At 54.0% G+C, this 17,396-nt stretch carries 16 protein-coding genes and 1 riboswitch; of the genes, 12 read left to right on the top strand and 4 right to left on the bottom strand.

All coding sequences use genetic code 11. The features are described from left to right. Positions 1-91: 91 nt before the first annotated feature. Entirely contained in the window at positions 92-673 is a 582-nt protein-coding gene (locus ACSZO1_RS16355) for a hypothetical protein (RefSeq protein ID WP_437614433.1), read from the bottom strand. A gap of 219 nt (positions 674-892) precedes the next feature. Next, on the bottom strand, positions 893-2,248 hold the full coding sequence (gene lysC / locus ACSZO1_RS16350) for a lysine-sensitive aspartokinase 3 (protein ID WP_437614431.1): 1,356 nt from the start codon (positions 2,246-2,248) through the stop codon (positions 893-895). Positions 2,249-2,341: 93 nt separating this feature from the next. After that, a riboswitch (Lysine riboswitch) is annotated at positions 2,342-2,534 on the bottom strand. Positions 2,535-2,828: 294 nt separating this feature from the next. Here lysC and pgi point away from each other — a divergent pair. From pgi to ubiA, 8 genes are all read left to right on the top strand, one after another. Continuing rightward, positions 2,829-4,475 (top strand): glucose-6-phosphate isomerase, encoded by a 1,647-nt coding sequence (gene pgi, locus ACSZO1_RS16345; protein ID WP_437614429.1) that lies wholly within the window; start codon positions 2,829-2,831, stop codon positions 4,473-4,475. A gap of 543 nt (positions 4,476-5,018) precedes the next feature. Next, entirely contained in the window at positions 5,019-5,297 is a 279-nt protein-coding gene (gene yjbE, locus ACSZO1_RS16340) for an exopolysaccharide production protein YjbE (protein ID WP_437614427.1), read from the top strand. A 77-nt stretch (positions 5,298-5,374) separates the two neighbouring features. Then, positions 5,375-6,022, top strand: a complete 648-nt coding sequence (locus ACSZO1_RS16335) for a YjbF family lipoprotein (RefSeq protein WP_437614425.1) — start codon at positions 5,375-5,377, stop codon at positions 6,020-6,022. Continuing rightward, on the top strand, positions 6,019-6,762 hold the full coding sequence (locus ACSZO1_RS16330) for a capsule biosynthesis GfcC family protein (RefSeq protein WP_437614423.1): 744 nt from the start codon (positions 6,019-6,021) through the stop codon (positions 6,760-6,762). The genes ACSZO1_RS16335 and ACSZO1_RS16330 overlap by 4 nt, the downstream gene beginning before the upstream one ends. Further along, positions 6,762-8,852 carry a YjbH domain-containing protein gene (locus ACSZO1_RS16325; RefSeq protein ID WP_437614421.1) on the top strand — a complete coding sequence of 697 codons (2,091 nt, stop codon included), beginning with the start codon at positions 6,762-6,764 and terminating at the stop codon, positions 8,850-8,852. The genes ACSZO1_RS16330 and ACSZO1_RS16325 overlap by 1 nt, the downstream gene beginning before the upstream one ends. Positions 8,853-8,981: 129 nt before the next feature. Further along, positions 8,982-9,380 (top strand): phosphate-starvation-inducible protein PsiE, encoded by a 399-nt coding sequence (psiE, locus tag ACSZO1_RS16320; protein WP_437614419.1) that lies wholly within the window; start codon positions 8,982-8,984, stop codon positions 9,378-9,380. 66 nt (positions 9,381-9,446) lie between these two features. Beyond that, positions 9,447-9,974: a chorismate lyase gene (ubiC, locus tag ACSZO1_RS16315; RefSeq protein ID WP_437614417.1), complete on the top strand. Its 528-nt coding sequence runs from the start codon at positions 9,447-9,449 to the stop codon at positions 9,972-9,974. A gap of 1 nt (position 9,975) precedes the next feature. Beyond that, the gene (ubiA, locus tag ACSZO1_RS16310; RefSeq protein ID WP_437614415.1) at positions 9,976-10,863 is read left to right on the top strand and encodes a 4-hydroxybenzoate octaprenyltransferase; all 888 of its coding nucleotides are present in this window, start codon (positions 9,976-9,978) and stop codon (positions 10,861-10,863) included. Positions 10,864-10,895: 32 nt separating this feature from the next. Here the strand turns inward: ubiA and plsB are convergent, their stop codons facing one another. After that, a complete protein-coding gene (gene plsB / locus ACSZO1_RS16305; protein ID WP_437614435.1) occupies positions 10,896-13,334 on the bottom strand; it encodes a glycerol-3-phosphate 1-O-acyltransferase PlsB in 2,439 nt (812 codons plus the stop codon). Positions 13,335-13,462: 128 nt separating this feature from the next. Between plsB and ACSZO1_RS16300 the strand changes: the two genes are divergently transcribed. From ACSZO1_RS16300 to ACSZO1_RS16285, 4 genes are all read left to right on the top strand, one after another. Beyond that, a complete protein-coding gene (locus tag ACSZO1_RS16300; protein WP_437614413.1) occupies positions 13,463-13,822 on the top strand; it encodes a diacylglycerol kinase in 360 nt (119 codons plus the stop codon). A gap of 114 nt (positions 13,823-13,936) precedes the next feature. Next, positions 13,937-14,545: a transcriptional repressor LexA gene (gene lexA, locus ACSZO1_RS16295; protein ID WP_437614411.1), complete on the top strand. Its 609-nt coding sequence runs from the start codon at positions 13,937-13,939 to the stop codon at positions 14,543-14,545. Between the two features lie 91 nt (positions 14,546-14,636). Beyond that, complete coding sequence (dinF, locus tag ACSZO1_RS16290; RefSeq protein ID WP_437614409.1) at positions 14,637-15,977, top strand: MATE family efflux transporter DinF; 1,341 nt, start codon at positions 14,637-14,639, stop codon at positions 15,975-15,977. Between the two features lie 231 nt (positions 15,978-16,208). Continuing rightward, positions 16,209-16,421 (top strand): CsbD family protein, encoded by a 213-nt coding sequence (locus tag ACSZO1_RS16285; RefSeq protein ID WP_437614407.1) that lies wholly within the window; start codon positions 16,209-16,211, stop codon positions 16,419-16,421. Between the two features lie 70 nt (positions 16,422-16,491). On the opposite strand, the gene zur is transcribed toward ACSZO1_RS16285, so the two are convergent. Beyond that, positions 16,492-17,007, bottom strand: coding sequence for a zinc uptake transcriptional repressor Zur (gene zur, locus ACSZO1_RS16280; RefSeq protein ID WP_437614405.1), 516 nt, complete (start codon positions 17,005-17,007; stop codon positions 16,492-16,494). Between the last annotated feature and the right edge of the window lie 389 nt (positions 17,008-17,396).

The raw sequence follows: 17,396 nt of genomic DNA, 5'->3' as shown, positions 1-17,396 counted from the left end.
AGCAGGATAGCTTATCGGTAGCTAACCGTCCCTCCATCCACATGACCAAGCGTTGCACTTATTATCTGAATTCGCGCGGTTCTTTGTTCATTTACCATACGATGACAGGACGAAAAAATGGTTCCCATCGAATTAATCGCACCTTCCTTATCTGATCTTTACAGGCTTCCCTGGCATCATTCCAGATATTTTGCGCGATTTTTTTATCCAGTTTAATAATATTTTTGCAGTCAGAAATACAGGGCGCCATGCGTGAGTTATCCGACCTCTCCAGTTCGTTTAAATAGAGGGTCAGTATTTCCTGGATAAAGACGTGATACTTTAATAAGTTTACGGTGCCAGGTGTCTCGTCGGCGTTTCCCGCAAGCCCAAAGCCATAGGGATGGGAACAGGTTATTTTTTCTGACTCTGATATCTGCCTGTGCTCCGGTGTTGAGGTAAGGGGCTTTGTGTCATTGCCGGTCTGCATTTTCTGCCAGCGGCAATTTATTGGATTTTCATGCTGACGTGAAGAATGAGTCGCTGGGAGGGAATAAACCATATCGGTATTGGCAACCTTTCTCACTGTAAATGACTGCAGGCTGCCACTCTTCGATATTGGCTGCGGTAGGTTTATCGCATATTTATTCACGTCTGGTATTGTGGCGAGAGTGCCAAAAGCGGCGTCTGTCATCGTGATTGTCCTTAAATATCGGCGAGCGGAGCGGGAGGCATGCCCGGGAAAATCACTCTAGTTATCCGTTCCCTGGGCGGTCAATCACTGACGCGGGTGTTGGTTTTTTTATGGAAACGGCGGCCGTGTTGACGGCGATATTGATGGCAGGGTGATAGCGCAGAGGCAGGATTAAAACGGGCCAGCGATATGGACTGGCCCGGAGGAAATCACGCGCGGTTATTCAAACAGACTGTTATGCAGAGTGCGGATGACCTGCTCGGCATCATCGCCGGGAACCAGGAAGCAGAGGTTATGAATGCTGGCGCCGTAACAGATCAGGCGCAGGTTGAACTGCTCCATCACGCCAAACACTTTTTTGCCCACGCCGCAGGCCGTCGACAGTTCATTGCCAATCAGCGCGACCAGCGCCAGATTCTCTTCCACTTCGACCCGGCACAGTGAAGAGAGCTCGGTCAGCAGCGCCTGGGTCAGCAGGCTGTCGCCCGTTGAGGTGGAGCCCGTGGTATCCAGCGTCAGCGCCACGCTCACTTCAGAGGTGGTGATCAGATCAACCGAAATATTGTGACGCGCGAGGATATTAAACACCTCGGCGAGGAAACCGCGTGCGTGCAGCATGTTCAGGCTATGCAGCGTCAGCAGTGTCTGACGACGACGCAGTGCCAGTGCGCGGAACAGCGGCGGGTTAGCCGTGTTTTCGCGCACCATGGTGCCACCGGCTGCCGGATCTTTACTGGAACCGACGAACACCGGAATATCGCTGCGCACCGCAGGCAGAATGGTCGCCGGGTGCAGCACTTTGGCGCCGAAGGTCGCCATTTCCGCCGCTTCTTCAAAGGTAATTTCATCAATGCGTTTGGCGGCAGGAACGATGCGTGGATCGGTGGTGTAGATCCCCGGCACATCGGTCCAGATATCAATGCGTTTCGCATTCAGCGCTTCGCCCAGCAGCGCAGCAGTGTAGTCACTGCCGCCACGTCCCAGCGTGGTGGTGCGGCCTTTGCTTTCACTGCCGATAAAGCCCTGAGTAATAATCAGTGCTTCGCCAAGACGTGGCTGCAACTGGCTGGCGGCCAGCTCTTTCAGCTGGGCGACATCGGGCTCAGCACGGCCAAAGCGATCATTGGTACGCATCACTTTGCGCACGTCAAACCATTCCGCCGCCTGTTTGCGCTCACGCAGGATCTCAACAAACAGCAGGGTGGACATCAGTTCACCGTGGCTGACCAGTTCATCGGTCAGTGCGGTGGAGGTCGCCAGCGCAGAGGTTTCTGACAACGTGGCGATATTCTCGATCATGCGGTCGATCTCTTCGCGAATCACATCCGGCTGTTGCAGGCGATCAATAATCGCATACTGAATACGGCGGATTTCATCGAGATGGTAAGCACGCTCTTCCAGCTGCTTACCTTCAGCCAGCGCAACCAGCAAATTGGTGATGCCAGCGGAGGCGGATAACACCACCAGACGCACGCTTGCATCGGCCAGCACCACATCGGCGCTGCGGTTCATAGCATCAAAGTCGGCCACACTGGTGCCGCCAAATTTCGCCACGATAAGATCAGATTGGGACATGATAAATTTCACTGCCTCGTGTCAGGATAGTAAGGATCAGCCTTGGCACAAGGGGAGAGCAGGATAGGGAGACGTAGAACAGAGTGACTACATACACCCAGAAGCGCCCCACCTTGCAGTACGTTCGACTGCGAACGCGCCTGGTGACAACCCAGAGGATTCAGCCCCTGTGGTCGATATTCCGCACTCCGCGTACGTGATACCTCGGCGTCGCATCCCATAATGTGTTTTCCCCGGATACGGTTCCTCCAACACACTGCCTGAGCGACGCGCCTCTTCTGGCTTACGCACAGGTGCGTAAGTAGCGGCCTACAAATAACGGTTTCTTATGGCGCTGTCAATGCCGGCGTGCATTTCCGTGCTAAAACGCCGGAAAATGATGCAGCACAATGCACTTCGCGTGCCGTTGCCACAACATAGCACCAGAATTTTTTGCCTTTCGGCGCGAACTGTCGTCATACTGAACAGCTATAGGAAACGATAGTCGTAACCTGTTGCAGGAAAAGGGGAGTCGTGTGCTGACAACAGGTAAGATGGCGTCCGCCTGAATTACGGTTCTTAAATCATAAAGAGTGTTGCTATGAAAAATATCAATCCGACACAAACCGCTGCCTGGCAAGCCCTGCAGCAGCATTTTGACCAGATGAAAGATGTGCAGATCTCTGATCTGTTTGCCAAAGATAGCGATCGTTTTGCCAAATTTTCCGCCACATTTGCCGATCAGATGCTGGTGGATTTTTCCAAAAACCGTATTACCAGTGAAACTCTCGGCAAGCTGCTGGCGCTGGCCAAAGAGACCGATCTGCAGGGCGCCATCCGTTCCATGTTCAGCGGTGAAAAAATTAACCGTACTGAAGAGCGCGCGGTACTGCATGTGGCGCTGCGTAACCGCAGTAACACGCCGATTGTGGTCGATGGCAAAGATGTGATGCCAGAAGTAAATGCGGTGCTGGAGAAGATGAAAGGCTTCTCAGAGCGCATTATCAGCGGCGACTGGAAAGGTTACACCGGTAAGCCGATTACGGATGTGGTGAATATTGGTATCGGCGGCTCTGACCTCGGACCGTTTATGGCAACCGAAGCACTGCGCCCGTTCAAAAATCACCTGAATATGCACTTCGTTTCTAACGTTGATGGTACGCATATTGCTGAAGTGCTGAAAAACGTCAGCCCGGAAACCACGCTGTTCCTGGTGGCGTCGAAAACCTTCACCACTCAGGAAACCATGACCAACGCCCACAGCGCGCGTGACTGGTTCCTCAACAGTGCAGGCGACCAGCAGCATGTGGCGAAGCACTTTGCGGCGCTGTCGACCAATGCGAAAGCGGTCGGTGAATTTGGTATCGATACTGCCAATATGTTCGAGTTCTGGGACTGGGTGGGTGGCCGTTATTCACTGTGGTCAGCGATTGGTCTGTCGATCATTCTGTCTGTCGGATTCGATAACTTTGTCCAGCTGCTGAGCGGCGCGCACGAAATGGACAAGCACTTCGCCAATACCCCAGCAGAGCAAAACCTGCCGGTACTGCTGGCGTTAATCGGTATCTGGTACAACAACTTCTTTGGTGCGGAAACTGAAGCGATTCTGCCATACGACCAGTATATGCACCGTTTTGCCGCTTACTTCCAGCAGGGCAATATGGAGTCCAACGGTAAGTATGTTGATCGTAACGGCAATGCGGTGAACTACCAGACTGGTCCGATTATCTGGGGTGAGCCGGGCACCAATGGTCAGCATGCGTTCTACCAGCTGATTCACCAGGGCACCAAACTGATCCCGTGTGACTTTATCGCACCTGCAATCAGTCATAACCCACTGAGCGATCACCATGCCAAACTGCTGTCGAACTTCTTCGCACAGACCGAAGCACTGGCATTTGGTAAATCACGTGAAGTGGTGGAGCAGGAGTTTGCTGCGGCAGGTAAAGATGCTAAGTCCGTTGAGCATGTGGCGCCATTCAAAGTGTTTGAAGGCAACCGCCCAACCAACTCCATCCTGCTGCGTGAAATTACGCCGTTCAGCCTGGGCGCGCTGATTGCGCTCTATGAGCACAAAATTTTCACCCAGGGCGCGATCCTCAACATCTTCACCTTCGATCAGTGGGGTGTTGAGCTGGGCAAACAGCTGGCGAACCGTATTCTGCCTGAACTGGCTGACGATACGGCGATTAACAGCCACGACAGCTCGACTAACGGTCTGATTAACCGTTACAAATCCTGGCGTTAATCGTCATTTTCAGGCCAGCGTATGCTGGCCTGAACACGCCTGTTGCAGCGCATACCGGGCGGTATTTTTGAGACTCATGCCGCATTTTTAGCTGATAAAACTGGTAAAAACAGGCAAGTTCGACTCAGTTTTATCTGAAAAAGCTGATTAAGGCCATTTTTTAACCCAAGATTAATCTGAATCACCCTCTAAGCAAAAGTGGTCTCATTATTGCTATTTCTGTATCTAATTAAATGATTAATATCGATTAATTTGATTTTTTTGACGCTTTTTGGTTTTTATTGGCAAGTGTTTCAGCGGGTTGTTAGTTGTCAGATTATTATGCTGAAAATATATTTATTATTAATGTTAAATATTGTTTGATTCTGATATTTCTTGTCAAATTGTTAATAATTGCTGTTTTCCTGCCATTTCTTGCCGCAAAAAAATCGCTTTTCTGCACCGCCGCCGCCCCCTGATTTCTGATAATAGCTTGCCCTATACTGAACTGGCCTGGATTTGATCCGGGTGGGTTATCCATTCATCTAATGAAGGGAAGTTGTTATGAAAAAAGTGTTATGTGCTACTGCAGCCGTAATCTATTTCGCCACGGCGTCCGCAGCATTTGCGGCGGCTGGCGAAACGGCTGATGCTGCACCTGCAGCTGCTGAGACCGGTGCTGCGGCAGGCGCATCTGCGGGCGCATTGTCCGCCGGTGCTTCTACTGCCGTGGGTGTTGGTGCGCTTGGCGCGTTGGTGGGTGTCGCTATAGCCGCTTCTGGCGGTGGTGACGGTTCCAATACCGGTACAACAACCACAACCACGACGAGCACAACTCAATAAGTTGGCTTAATTAATCATAACCACACAGTCGTGTGGTTATTTTTTGACTTTGTCGGAATACGTTCAGGGATAAACAGGTGCGTCATATTCCATTGTTGCTTCTCTGCCTGTTGCTGCAGGCATGTACCGCTACCCAGAAAGGGGTAGGGGAGACCGTAAAACGGGCGTTTACCGGACTTGATGACGTCACCGTCCCGCAGGAACGTATCCAGTCAATTCCCTATGCCAGCATGTATCTGCGCATCGATGACGGCCAGCGCATTTTCGTCGTGCTGGGTTACGACGAAGACGGGCAACTGAAATGGGTGACCCAGGACCAGGCGATGCTGGTGACCCGCAACGGACGTATTGTTCGCACACTCAGCCTGTACGATAACCTCGTGAATGTGAATAACCAGCAGCAGGACCCGCTGGGCAAAGGGCTGACGCTGACCGACGGCGACAGCTGGACGCGCACCATGATCTGGACCGAGAACCAGCAACTGCGTTCCGGCACCGCCGTTTCTCGTTTTGTCCGTGAACCAGACCAGGTGCTGGAACTGGCGGGTAAGCGTGTGGCCTGCCGGGTGTTCCGCGAAGATGTCACGATCGATGCGCTGGGCAAATCCTGGGAAAACTGGTTCTGGCTGGATGCCACTACCGGCCAGGTTCGTCAGACTCAGCAAATGGTCGGAGCGGACACTCTCTCTGTTGAAACCACAATCCTGAAACCCGCGAAATCATGAAAAAAATCAATCAACTTCTCGCAGGAATGATCGCCTGTCTGCCGTTGCTGGCTCTCGCAGACAGCCTGGTAACCGTACATTATCCGGGGCAAAGCAGCACTGCGGTGGTCAGCCATGCCGCGAATCTGGAACAACTGGTGACCAGTCCGGCGCTGCAGGGGAAAACCTGGTGGCCCGGCACGGTGATTGCCGACACGATGGCGACGGCGGTAGCGCAGCAGCAGTACCAGCAGTTAATGGCGCGTCTGCAGGCCTTCCGTGCCGACAGCAGCGGCGACAAAGCCGCCACCATCAGCTATGTGATTCAGCAACTGACGGCGGTGAAGGTGACAGGCCGGCAGATCACCAGTCTCGATCCTGACTGGGTGCGTCTGCATCCGGAAGATAATCGCCTGCTGAGTGGCGCATATGACGTGTACACGCTGGCGAAACCAGACACGGTCACGCTGTTTGGCGCGCTGAGCGGCAGTGGCAAAGTGAGCTGGCAGCCGGGAGCCTCGGTGCGCGATTATCTGGAGGAGCATGAGCGGTTATCTGGCGCAGAACGCAGTATCGCTGTAGTGATCGCCCCATCAGGCGAAGTCACTCAGGCGCCAGTCGCTTACTGGAACCACCGTCATATTGAAGTTGAGCCGGGTTCAACCATTTATCTCGGTTTCTCTTCCTGGTCATTGCCGGGAGAGTGGGAAGATTTGAATCAACAAATTATTTCTGTTTTGACGCACCGGATGCCTGACTGATGAAAAAACGCTATCTTCTCAGCTTATTATCCATTTCAGTCGCCTGTGCCTGCCAGGCCATGGCGGCAACATACCCTGAGCCGATTGGCCCGTCACAGTCAGATTTTGGCGGCGTGGGCCTGATGCAGGTGCCGACGGCGCGCATGGCCAGAGAGGGCGAATTCAGCCTTAACTATCGCTGGAACGATCAGTATCGTTTCTATTCCACCTCCGTACAGCTGTTTCCGTGGCTGGAAGCGACGATTCGCTATACCGATGTCACCACCCAACTCTACAGTAATGTCGCCAGCTTCAGTGGTAATCAGAGCTATAAAGATAAAGCGTTCGACCTGAAACTGCGCCTGTGGGAAGAGGGATACTGGCTGCCGGAAGTGGCAATTGGGACACGCGACCTTGGCGGTACGGGGCTGTTCGACAGTGAATATCTGGTGGCGACCAAGGCATGGGGCCCCTTTGATTTTACGCTTGGCGTCGGCTGGGGCTATCTCGGTAACAGCGGCACGCTGAAGAACCCATTCTGCGAATACAGTGAGAAGTATTGTACCCGCAGCAGCGGTGGTTCAGCCGGTTCGATCAATGGTGACCAGATGTTCCATGGCCCGGCGGCGTTGTTTGGCGGGGTGGAATACCAGACGCCGTGGCAACCCCTGCGCCTGAAAATGGAGCTGGAAGGCAACGATTACCGTGGCGATTACGCGGGCCGTCTGAAGCAGACCAGCAAAATTAACGTCGGCGCAATTTACCGCATCACGGACTGGGCGGATCTCAACCTCAGTTATGAGCGCGGTAATACCGTGATGGCCGGCTTTACACTGCGTACCAACTTCAATGACTTGCGCCAGTCGCACATTGACAGCCCGAAACCGGCATACCGTCCTAATCCGCAGTCGGAATTTCTGCAGGCGACCGTCGCAGGGGGTCAGCTCAGCGACCTGAAATACAACGCTGGCCTGGATGCGCCAAACCTGCAGACGAAGGGCAATACGCTGTATGTCACGGGTGAGCAGTACAAATATCGCGACACCCAGGAAGGCGTTGATCGCGCGAATGCGATTCTGATGAATAACCTGCCACAAAATATCGACACGCTGCGTGTTACCCAGACGCGCTATGGTATGCCGCAGGTGACCACGGAAACCCGCGTGGACAGTCTGCGCCAGCAACTGGAGGGTTACCCTCTTGGTCAGGACAAACCGCTGGCACAGCAGCGCATTAACCCGGTGGACCCGGAGAAAACCGACCAGGGCTACTACATCGAAAAAGACCGCCTGAACTTCAATATTGCGCCAGTGCTTAACCAGTCGCTGGGCGGGGCAGAAACCTTCTATATGTATCAGGTCGGGGTTTCCGGTAATGCCAATTACTGGCTGACGGATCACCTGCTGCTGGATGGGGGCGTGTTTGTAAACCTTGCCAATAACTATGACAAGTTTAACTACACCAACCCACCGCTCGATTCGTCGCTGCCGCGCGTGCGTACCCGCATTCGTGAATATGTGCAGAACAACGCCTACGTGAATAACCTGCAGGCGAACTACTTCCAGTATTTCGGCGGCGGTTTCTATGGCCAGGTCTATGGCGGTTATCTGGAAACCATGTATGGCGGTGCAGGTGCTGAACTGTTGTATCGTCCGCTGGACGCGAGCTGGGCAGTGGGCATCGATGCCAACTACGTCAAGCAGCGTGACTGGGACAACATGATGAACTTCACTTACTACAAAGCCAAAACCGGTCATCTGACAGGCTACTGGCAGCCATCCTTTATGGATGATGTGCTGGTGAAAGTGAGTGTCGGTCAGTATCTGGCGCAGGATAAAGGCGGCACGGTGGATATCTCCAAACGCTTTGACAGCGGTATCACCATTGGCGCCTATGCCACCATCACCAATGTATCGGCAGAAGAGTATGGTGAAGGGGACTCCACCAAAGGCTTCTACGTCTCGATTCCAATGGATCTGTTTAGTCTGAATCCGGTGCGTGGCCGGGCGCAGATCAACTGGACACCACTGACGCGTGACGGTGGTCAGATGCTGGGTCGTAAATACAATCTGTATGACATGACCAGCGATCGCGATATCAATTATCGTTAATCCTGCAGGGCGGCCATCGTGCCGCCCTGTGATTATTCACACTACCGTATTGTGATCTTCATCACACTAAAGCATATTGTGATTAACGGCCTTTGCTGTGCCATAACAATAACTTTAGAGGATAAGAGCATGATTTCGGGAACCCGTGTCGCCAATGCACTGCAAATGGTGCTGAATTTCGGCCTGCTGGTGCTGGGCATTATTCTGGTGATTTTTCTCGGTAAAGAAACCATTCATCTGGGCAATGTGCTGCTCAATTCCAGTGAACAGGCCTCTTCCTATCTGCTGATCGAAGGGATCGTGATTTACTTTCTCTACTTCGAGTTTATTGCGTTGATTGTGAAGTATTTCCAGTCTGGCTATCACTTCCCGCTGCGCTACTTTGTCTATATCGGCATTACGGCGATTATCCGCCTGATTATCGTCGACCATAAAAACCCGTTTGATACCCTGATTTATGCGGCGGCGATCCTGATTCTGGTGGTGACGCTGTGGCTGGCGAACAGTAATCGTCTGAAGCGCGAATAAAACAGTGAAGGCGCGCCAGGCTCTGCGTTACACTACGGCATCTGATTATTTACCCGGAGATGCCGTATGTCGGATAACGCGCTTGGCTTGCTGCGCGCGCTTGCATGGCTCCCTGTCTCGTCACCTTTGCTGAAGGCACCGCTGCTGGACTGGCTGCTGGAAGAAGACTCCATGACGGCGCGTTTTGAGCGCCACTGTCATCAGGTGACTGTTGAACCCATACGTGAAGGTTTTATCAGCGCGGCTGAGGTGGGCGATGAGCTGGCATTACTGCCACTGGAATCGCGCTACTGGCTGCGTGAAATCGTGCTGTCTGGTGATGGCGTGCCCTGGCTGGCTGGCCGCACCGTCGTGCCGGAATCGACACTGCAGGGACCGGAAGCGATGCTGCAGAATCTGGGGACCCGCCCGCTGGGACGCTACTTATTCTCCTCTTCGACGCTGACCCGTGATTTTATTGAACCCGGCCAGATCGGGGCGCTGTGGGGACGCCGTTCCCGCCTGCGTCTGGCGGATAAACCGTTACTTCTGACTGAACTCTTTTTACCTGCTGCGCCGCTCTACCAGAGCGTGGCGGCAGAAGGATTACAATAACGTGGAAAGACCTCTGCAACTTACCCGCTTCCAGGCCTATAGCCGCCTGATGCGCATTGATAAACCGATTGGCTCGCTGTTATTACTCTGGCCGACCCTGTGGGCGTTGTGGCTGTCTGGCATGGCGGTTCCGGCACTGAATGTGCTACTGGTCTTCGTGCTGGGCGTATTCTTTATGCGTGCGGCGGGTTGTGTGGTGAATGATTTTGCCGATCGTAAAATCGATGGTCATGTGAAACGCACGGCATTACGCCCGCTCCCCAGCGGGGCTGTCAGCGAGAAAGAGGCGAAGCTGCTGTTTGTCGCGCTGGTGCTGGTCTCCTTTGCGCTGGTACTGACCATGAATGCGATGACCATCTGGCTCTCGTTCGCCGGTCTGGCGCTGGCGTGGATGTATCCGTTTATGAAGCGCTATACCCATCTGCCGCAGGTGGTGCTGGGCGCGGCATTTGGCTGGTCGATTCCGATGGCGTGGGCGGCGGTGAGTGAAAGCGTACCGTTAACCTGCTGGCTGCTGTTCCTGGCGAATATCTGCTGGACGGTGGCATACGATACGCAATATGCCATGGTGGATCGTGATGACGACCTGAAAATTGGCGTGAAATCGACCGCCATTCTGTTTGGCCGTTACGATAAGCTGATTATCGGTTTGCTGCAGCTGGCTACCCTGGTGCTGATGCTGGCAATTGGCCAACTGATGCAGCTGAACAGCGCATTTTACTGGTCACTGCTGGCGGCAGCGGTGCTGTTTGTGTATCAGCAGAAGCTGATTGCCGCTCGTGAGCGTGACCCCTGCTTCCAGGCCTTTCTGAATAACAATTATGTGGGTCTGGTGCTGTTTATTGGCGTGGCGCTGAATGCCGCACCACTGGCGGGTTTACTGCCGTAATAAAAAAGGGAGCCCTCTGGCTCCCTTTTACATCACTCAGCGGTTGCCTCTTCAGGCGCCGCCGCGCTTTCAATCGTTATCCGCACTTCCTGCGTAATTAACTCTGCCAGCAACTGATAAACCTTCTGCGTCTGCTCCAGCTGCGCATCGCCGCTGTCGCTGATATAGCCTTCATCACGCAGTGTCAGCACCAGTGATGAGAACACCGCCTTATCAAAGAACTCTGGCGCGTTAATACCGTGCAGTACCGACAGGCGTTGCGCCATGGTACGGCTCTCTTTCTCCAGTGAACCGCGGTTGATCGACGGATTGGCGCTGAGAATAGAGAACGTGATGGCATAACGTTGCAGTGTTTCGCGGATGCCCGCTGCCAGCAGTTGCAGGGTACGGGAACGTGCTGGTGCATAGCGCAGCTGTGTTTCATCTGTGCTAATCAGCCCCTGACGCTCCAGTTCCGCAATCAGTGCGTCCAGCACGTCCGGCAGTTCTTCGCTGTGCCAGCGCAGGAACAGCTCGCCTTTCAGCATCGGGTAAATCACGCAAACCTGACGTAACAGCTCGGCGCGCGACAACTGGCGATGCTGCTGCACAATGGCGGCAATCAGCGATGGCAGCACCAGCATATGCTGGATGTTGTTGCGGTAGTACGTCATCAGCACTGCCTGCTCGCGCGGCAGAATAACGATGTCGCCGATATTATCCTGCTCAGTTTCAAACTTATTCATCGCCAGTGCGCTCTCCAGCAGCGCTTCCGCACTGCTGTCCGGCACGGTGGCATCCGGCGAATAAGGCACGTTGCGCATCAGCTGCACGTAACACTCAAGCTGTTCAATCAGCTGTTCACGGGTGAGTGAACGCTGACGTGAGGCCAGCAATGCGGTGACGCACAGGTTCATGGCGTTGGCCGCACCGGCGTTATTAATCCGCACCATTACATGCTGGGCAATATCATTCACCGCTGGCGTCAGCCAGGCAGGGCGCTGCGCTTCGATAGGATCAATCGACTCACGCCACTCAGGCACATGCTTGTTCAGATAGTTCACCAGCGGCAGCGGTTCACCGAAGTTAACATAGCCCTGACCGAGGTTGCGTAGCTTACGCAGCCCGCGCACCATCTGGGTAAAGCTTTCCTTCTCTTTGGTGGCGCCGCGCAGCTCTTTGGCATACGTCCCCACCTCCATCACGTGTTCGTAGCCGATATAGATCGGCACCAGCGTAATAGGGCGATTACCGCCGCGCAGCATGGCCTGAATGGTCATCGACAGGGTGCCGGTTTTCGGCTCCAGCAGACGCCCGGTACGCGAACGGCCACCTTCCACAAAGTATTCCACGGAGTAGCCGCGGCTAAACAGCTCACCGAGGTATTCGCGGAACACCGTGGCATAGAGTTTATTGCCTTTAAAGGTACGGCGAATAAAGAACGCACCAAGGCGGCGGAAAATCGGGCCGGCTGGCCAGAAGTTGAGGTTAATGCCTGCGGCGATATGCGGCGGCACCAGCCCCTGGTGATACAGCACGTAGGAGAGCAGCAGATAGTCCATGTGGCTGCGGTGGCAGGGCACATAGACGATTTCGTGGCCATCCTGCGCCAGCTGGCGTACGCGCTCGCCGCCGCTGACATTAATGCCCTGATACAGCTTGCTCCAGGTCCAGCCCATCACGCGGTCGGTCAGGCGGATTGCCTCATAAGAGAAATCAGCGGCAATCTCTTCCATCATTTCGATGGCATTTTGCTGCGCCTTATCCTGAGAGATTTTGCGCGTACGCGCTTCATCCTCTATCGCTTTCGCGATAGCCTTCGATTGCAGCAGACGTGAGAACAGCTCCTGACGAGCAGGCAGGCGTGGACCGACGGCAGCCAGGCGCTGACGGGAGAAGTGAATACGCGCCACGCGCGCCAGTTTCTGCGCGATGGTTTTGTCTGTACCGTGTTCGGTCGCCATACGGCGCAGCGACACTGTCGGCGAGAAGCGGACAAAGTTGTCTCGCCCTAACCACAGCACGGCAAAGAATTTCTCAATACCGTTCAGCACCCGCAGATGCGGCGTCTGTTCGCCCTGTACTTCACGCCCCGGCGCACGGCCAAACATCACGGAAACCGGCACCATCTGCACATCCAGATCAGGATTGCTGCGGTGCAGGTCCAGATAGTCGTGAAACAGCTTCACCGACTCCAGATTAGGCACGAAATAAGGGAACACGCGCGGGCCATCGTGGATAAACACATAGCGCGGCAACACCGTGCCATCGATTTCCAGCGGCTCCAGCGGGTCGGGCAGGTCATGTTTTAGACACTGCGCACGCAGGACCAGCAGATCCACCTTTGAATCATAAGGTAATACATACATAATGGGGCGCGAGCTATCCAGCCCCTGTTCGGCTACCGGATCGGCCGGAATAGCTTTACTCTTCACCAAAAGTGAGAGTGGTAAGTTCAGTAACTTATAGTAAAAATTACGCCAACCTGACATAGACAATATGAAGCCTCTTGTTAGCAAAGCGCGGCAAGCATACCAGAAAGCGCACGCAAGATCTGTTGTGTTGCATTTTGTGCGCCACCCAGACGTTGACGTTAAACATCTGAAAGGGTTCCCTCATTATGGCAAATAATGTCACCGGACTGACAAGAATCATTAAAGCAGCGGGTTATTCATGGCAGGGATTGTGCGCCGCATGGCGACATGAAGCTGCATTTCGCCAGGAGCTGGTGGCGGCGGTTATCGCGACGGCCATTGCCTGCTGGCTGGATGTTGACGCGGTGACGCGGGTGCTGCTGATTGGTTCAGTGGTGCTGGTGGTTATCGTTGAAGTGCTGAACAGCGCGCTGGAAGCGGTGGTGGATCGCATCGGCAGCGAGCATCATCCCCTGGCCGGGCGCGCCAAGGATATGGGGTCGGCTTCGGTGTTACTGAGCATTCTGCTGGCGCTGTTTGTCTGGCTGATGTTGCTGTGGCCGTAAGCCGTTTTTCCGCGAGGCGTGCCGCAAACTGAGGCTTTTTCGCTAAATTTGGGTTCCCAGCCTGCAAATACCTGTATATACTCACAGCGACTGTATAAACAACCAGGGGGCGGAATGAAAGCATTAACGGCAAGGCAGCAGCAGGTATACGATCTGATTCGTGATCATATTAATCAGACGGGTATGCCACCGACACGCGCCGAAATTGCTTCGCAATTAGGTTTCCGTTCCCCGAATGCGGCTGAAGAACACCTGAAAGCGCTGGCACGTAAAGGCGTGATTGAGATTGTTTCCGGCGCTTCACGCGGTATCCGCCTGATGCAGGAAGAAGAGACTGGCCTGCCGCTGATTGGCCGCGTTGCCGCCGGTGAGCCGCTGCTGGCGCAGGAACATATCGAAGGCCATTTCCAGGTGGATGCTGGTCTGTTCAAACCGAATGCTGATTTCCTGCTGCGTGTCAGCGGTATGTCGATGAAAGATATCGGCATTATGGATGGCGATTTGCTGGCGGTACACAAAACGCAGGATGTGCGTAATGGCCAGGTCGTCGTGGCGCGCATTGATGACGAAGTGACCGTCAAACGCCTGAAAAAGCAGGGCAATGTGGTGCATCTTCTGGCTGAAAATAGTGAGTTTGCGCCCATTGTTGTCGACCTGCGTCAGCAATCTCTGACGATTGAAGGTCTGGCCGTGGGTGTGATCCGCAACGGCAACTGGCTGTAATCTTTACCTCCCCGACGCCTGCGCGCACCTGGTTTTACCGTCGTGCGCGTAAGGTCGATTCGCGTTAACCCTCAGTCTGGTAAACATTCTGATGACGCTGTGGAAGCCTGTGCGATTCTTTACCGTTACTGATAAAAATCTCTGGCGCCTGGCGTTGCCGATGATCCTCTCCAATATTACCGTGCCACTGCTGGGTCTGGTGGATACGGCGGTCATTGGCCATCTCGACAGTCCGGTCTACCTCGGCGGAGTGGCAATTGGCAGCACTGCAACCAGTTTTCTGTTTATGCTGCTGCTGTTTCTGCGTATGAGCACCACCGGCTTAACCGCGCAGGCGTTTGGCGCGGGCGATAAAGCGGCGCTGGCGCGAGCCCTGATTCAGCCGCTCTGCATGGCGCTGGCGGCGGGCGGTCTGTTTGTCCTGCTGAAAGCACCACTCAGCGATCTGGCGCTCTCCGTGGTTGGGGGCAACCCTGAGGTATTACACCAGGCACATCTGTTTATGTCGGTTCGCTGGCTGAGTGCGCCAGCGATGCTGGCGAATCTGGTGATCCTTGGCTGGCTGCTGGGCGTGCAGTATGCACGTGCGCCCGTGATCCTGCTGGTCGTCGGCAACCTGGTCAATATTCTGCTCGATTTGTGGTTTGTGATGGGGCTGCACTGGGGCGTGCAGGGGGCTGCGGCGGCAACGGCGCTGGCGGAATATGTCACGCTGCTGATTGGCCTGATAATGGTGTGGCGGGTGCTGAAATTACGCGGTATCTCGCTGCCGCTGCTGCGCAATAGCTGGCGCGGTGACTTTCGTCGTTTGCTCAGGCTGAACCGCGACATTATGCTGCGTTCGCTGATGGTGCAGCTCTGCTTCGCTTCTCTGACGGTGTTTGGTGCCCGACTCGGCAGTGATGTCGTGGCGGTTAACGCCGTTTTGCTGATGTTTCTGACCTTTACCGCCTATGCGCTGGATGGCTTTGCCTATGCAGTGGAAGCGTATTCTGGTGAGGCCTGTGGCGCACGCGACAGCAGTAAGTTGCTGCGTGTGTGGCGTGCCTCCTGTCGTCAGGCAGGTCTGGTCGCGCTCGCTTTTGCTCTGCTCTATGCTGCCTGCGGCCCGTGGCTGGTGGCATTGTTAACCTCCTTACCGGAATTGCGTGAACTGGCCGATCGCTATTTGCTATGGCAGGTTATTCTGCCGCTGGCGGGTGTCTGGTGTTATCTGCTGGATGGCATGTTTATTGGTGCGACACGCGGCAGTGAAATGCGCAACGGCATGGCGGGTGCGGCGCTGGGGTATGCACTGACTTTGCTGACACTCCCCTGGCTGGGTAATCATGGCTTATGGCTCGCGGTGACGGTCTTTCTGATGCTGAGAGGACTTACACTGTGGCTGATCTGGCGTCGCCACTGGCGCCACGACAGCTGGTTCGCCACCTGAAATATTTCCTTACGGCTCAGTTTCCCCGCGTTTTCATTTGAATAATGACTTGATTTCAGGGTGTTAAGCCATCTTATTCCCGATGTGAACCGTTCTGATTAATGTCTCTCGCTATTTTTTTTCATTTTTTGTCTATAATTAACTATGTAATAAGTAATCAAGTGGCGATTTATGCTGATGGTTGATCTTTAGCTAAGACGAAATGCCAATGTTGTTATTAAAGGAGGCACTATGAATAGCGACCAGGCTAGCGGTAACTGGAAACAGTTTAAAGGTAAAGTGAAGGAAAAATGGGGCAAGCTAACCGATGACGATATGACCGTGATCGAAGGGAAACGCGATCAGCTGGTCGGTAAAATTCAGGAGCGATACGGTTACGCTAAAGAGGAAGCGGAAAAAGAAGTCTCAGACTGGGAAAGCCATAACCGCGATTATCGCTGGTAATATTTGCGACACCAGATATTGATACAGCATTCCTGCCCGGGCACACGGAGGTGCCACCTACCGCGGTCGCTTAGCGACCGCGCTTCTTGCTCACCACACTATGATCGTGATCGCAGCTTTCCTGATGAGTACAGGACTCCACTTCCCGACAGCCGTTACACAAACCGTGCGCTTCAATCACGTTGTGACGTAAGGCGAAGCCGGATTTGCGGGCCAGCGCCTGCAGAATCTCTTCCACACCCTCTGCATGCTGCTCATTCACCACGCCGCAGCGATCGCAAATCAGCATCGCAGAACTGTGCTGTGGCTCTTCAAAGTGGTGGCACACCACATAACTGTTATTCGATTCCACGCGATGGATAAAACCCTGTTCCAGCAGGAAATCGAGCGCACGATAGACCGTCGGGGGTTTTGCCTGAGGTTCAGAAACACGCAGCAGATCCAGCAGGTCATATGCGCTGATGGCGCTATTCTGCTCGGTCATCAGGCGCAGCACTTCCAGACGCTGTGGCGTCAGACGTACGTTACGCTGCTGACAGAGTTGCTCCGCCTGCGACAAAATTTGCTCAGGAAGGATGGCGCTCATGATGAATCTCCAGACCGAAATGAGATGTTATTTTATCACAGGCAATAAAAAACGCCGAATGCTCAGTTTTAGCCTCACCGCGCGCTTCAGCAGGCTGAATGCCCCATGCCAGCTCATCCGTTAATCACGCTTTATCTTATATGTGCTGGAATCTACAGAGGTGCTTACGTTTCTTCGTCAGAGGCTGGAATGGTGACGGCATTTTTTCAGCAGTTATCTGATTTGCGGAGAGAAAAAAACCTGTCTACTGTTAATTAATGCTTATCTGGCTAACCGTCTGTTGCTGTCTGTAGCAGTGATAAACGGTTAGTAGCTCGCGAATTCAGATAATAAGTGCAACGCTTGGTCATGTGGATGGAGGGACGGTTAGCTACCGATAAGCTATCCTG

This window comes from Erwinia sp. V71, from assembly GCF_965644245.1.
Classification (GTDB): domain Bacteria; phylum Pseudomonadota; class Gammaproteobacteria; order Enterobacterales; family Enterobacteriaceae; genus Erwinia.
The sequence above is the reverse complement of the archived record's forward strand: the minus strand, read 5'-3'. Positions and strand labels throughout refer to the sequence as shown.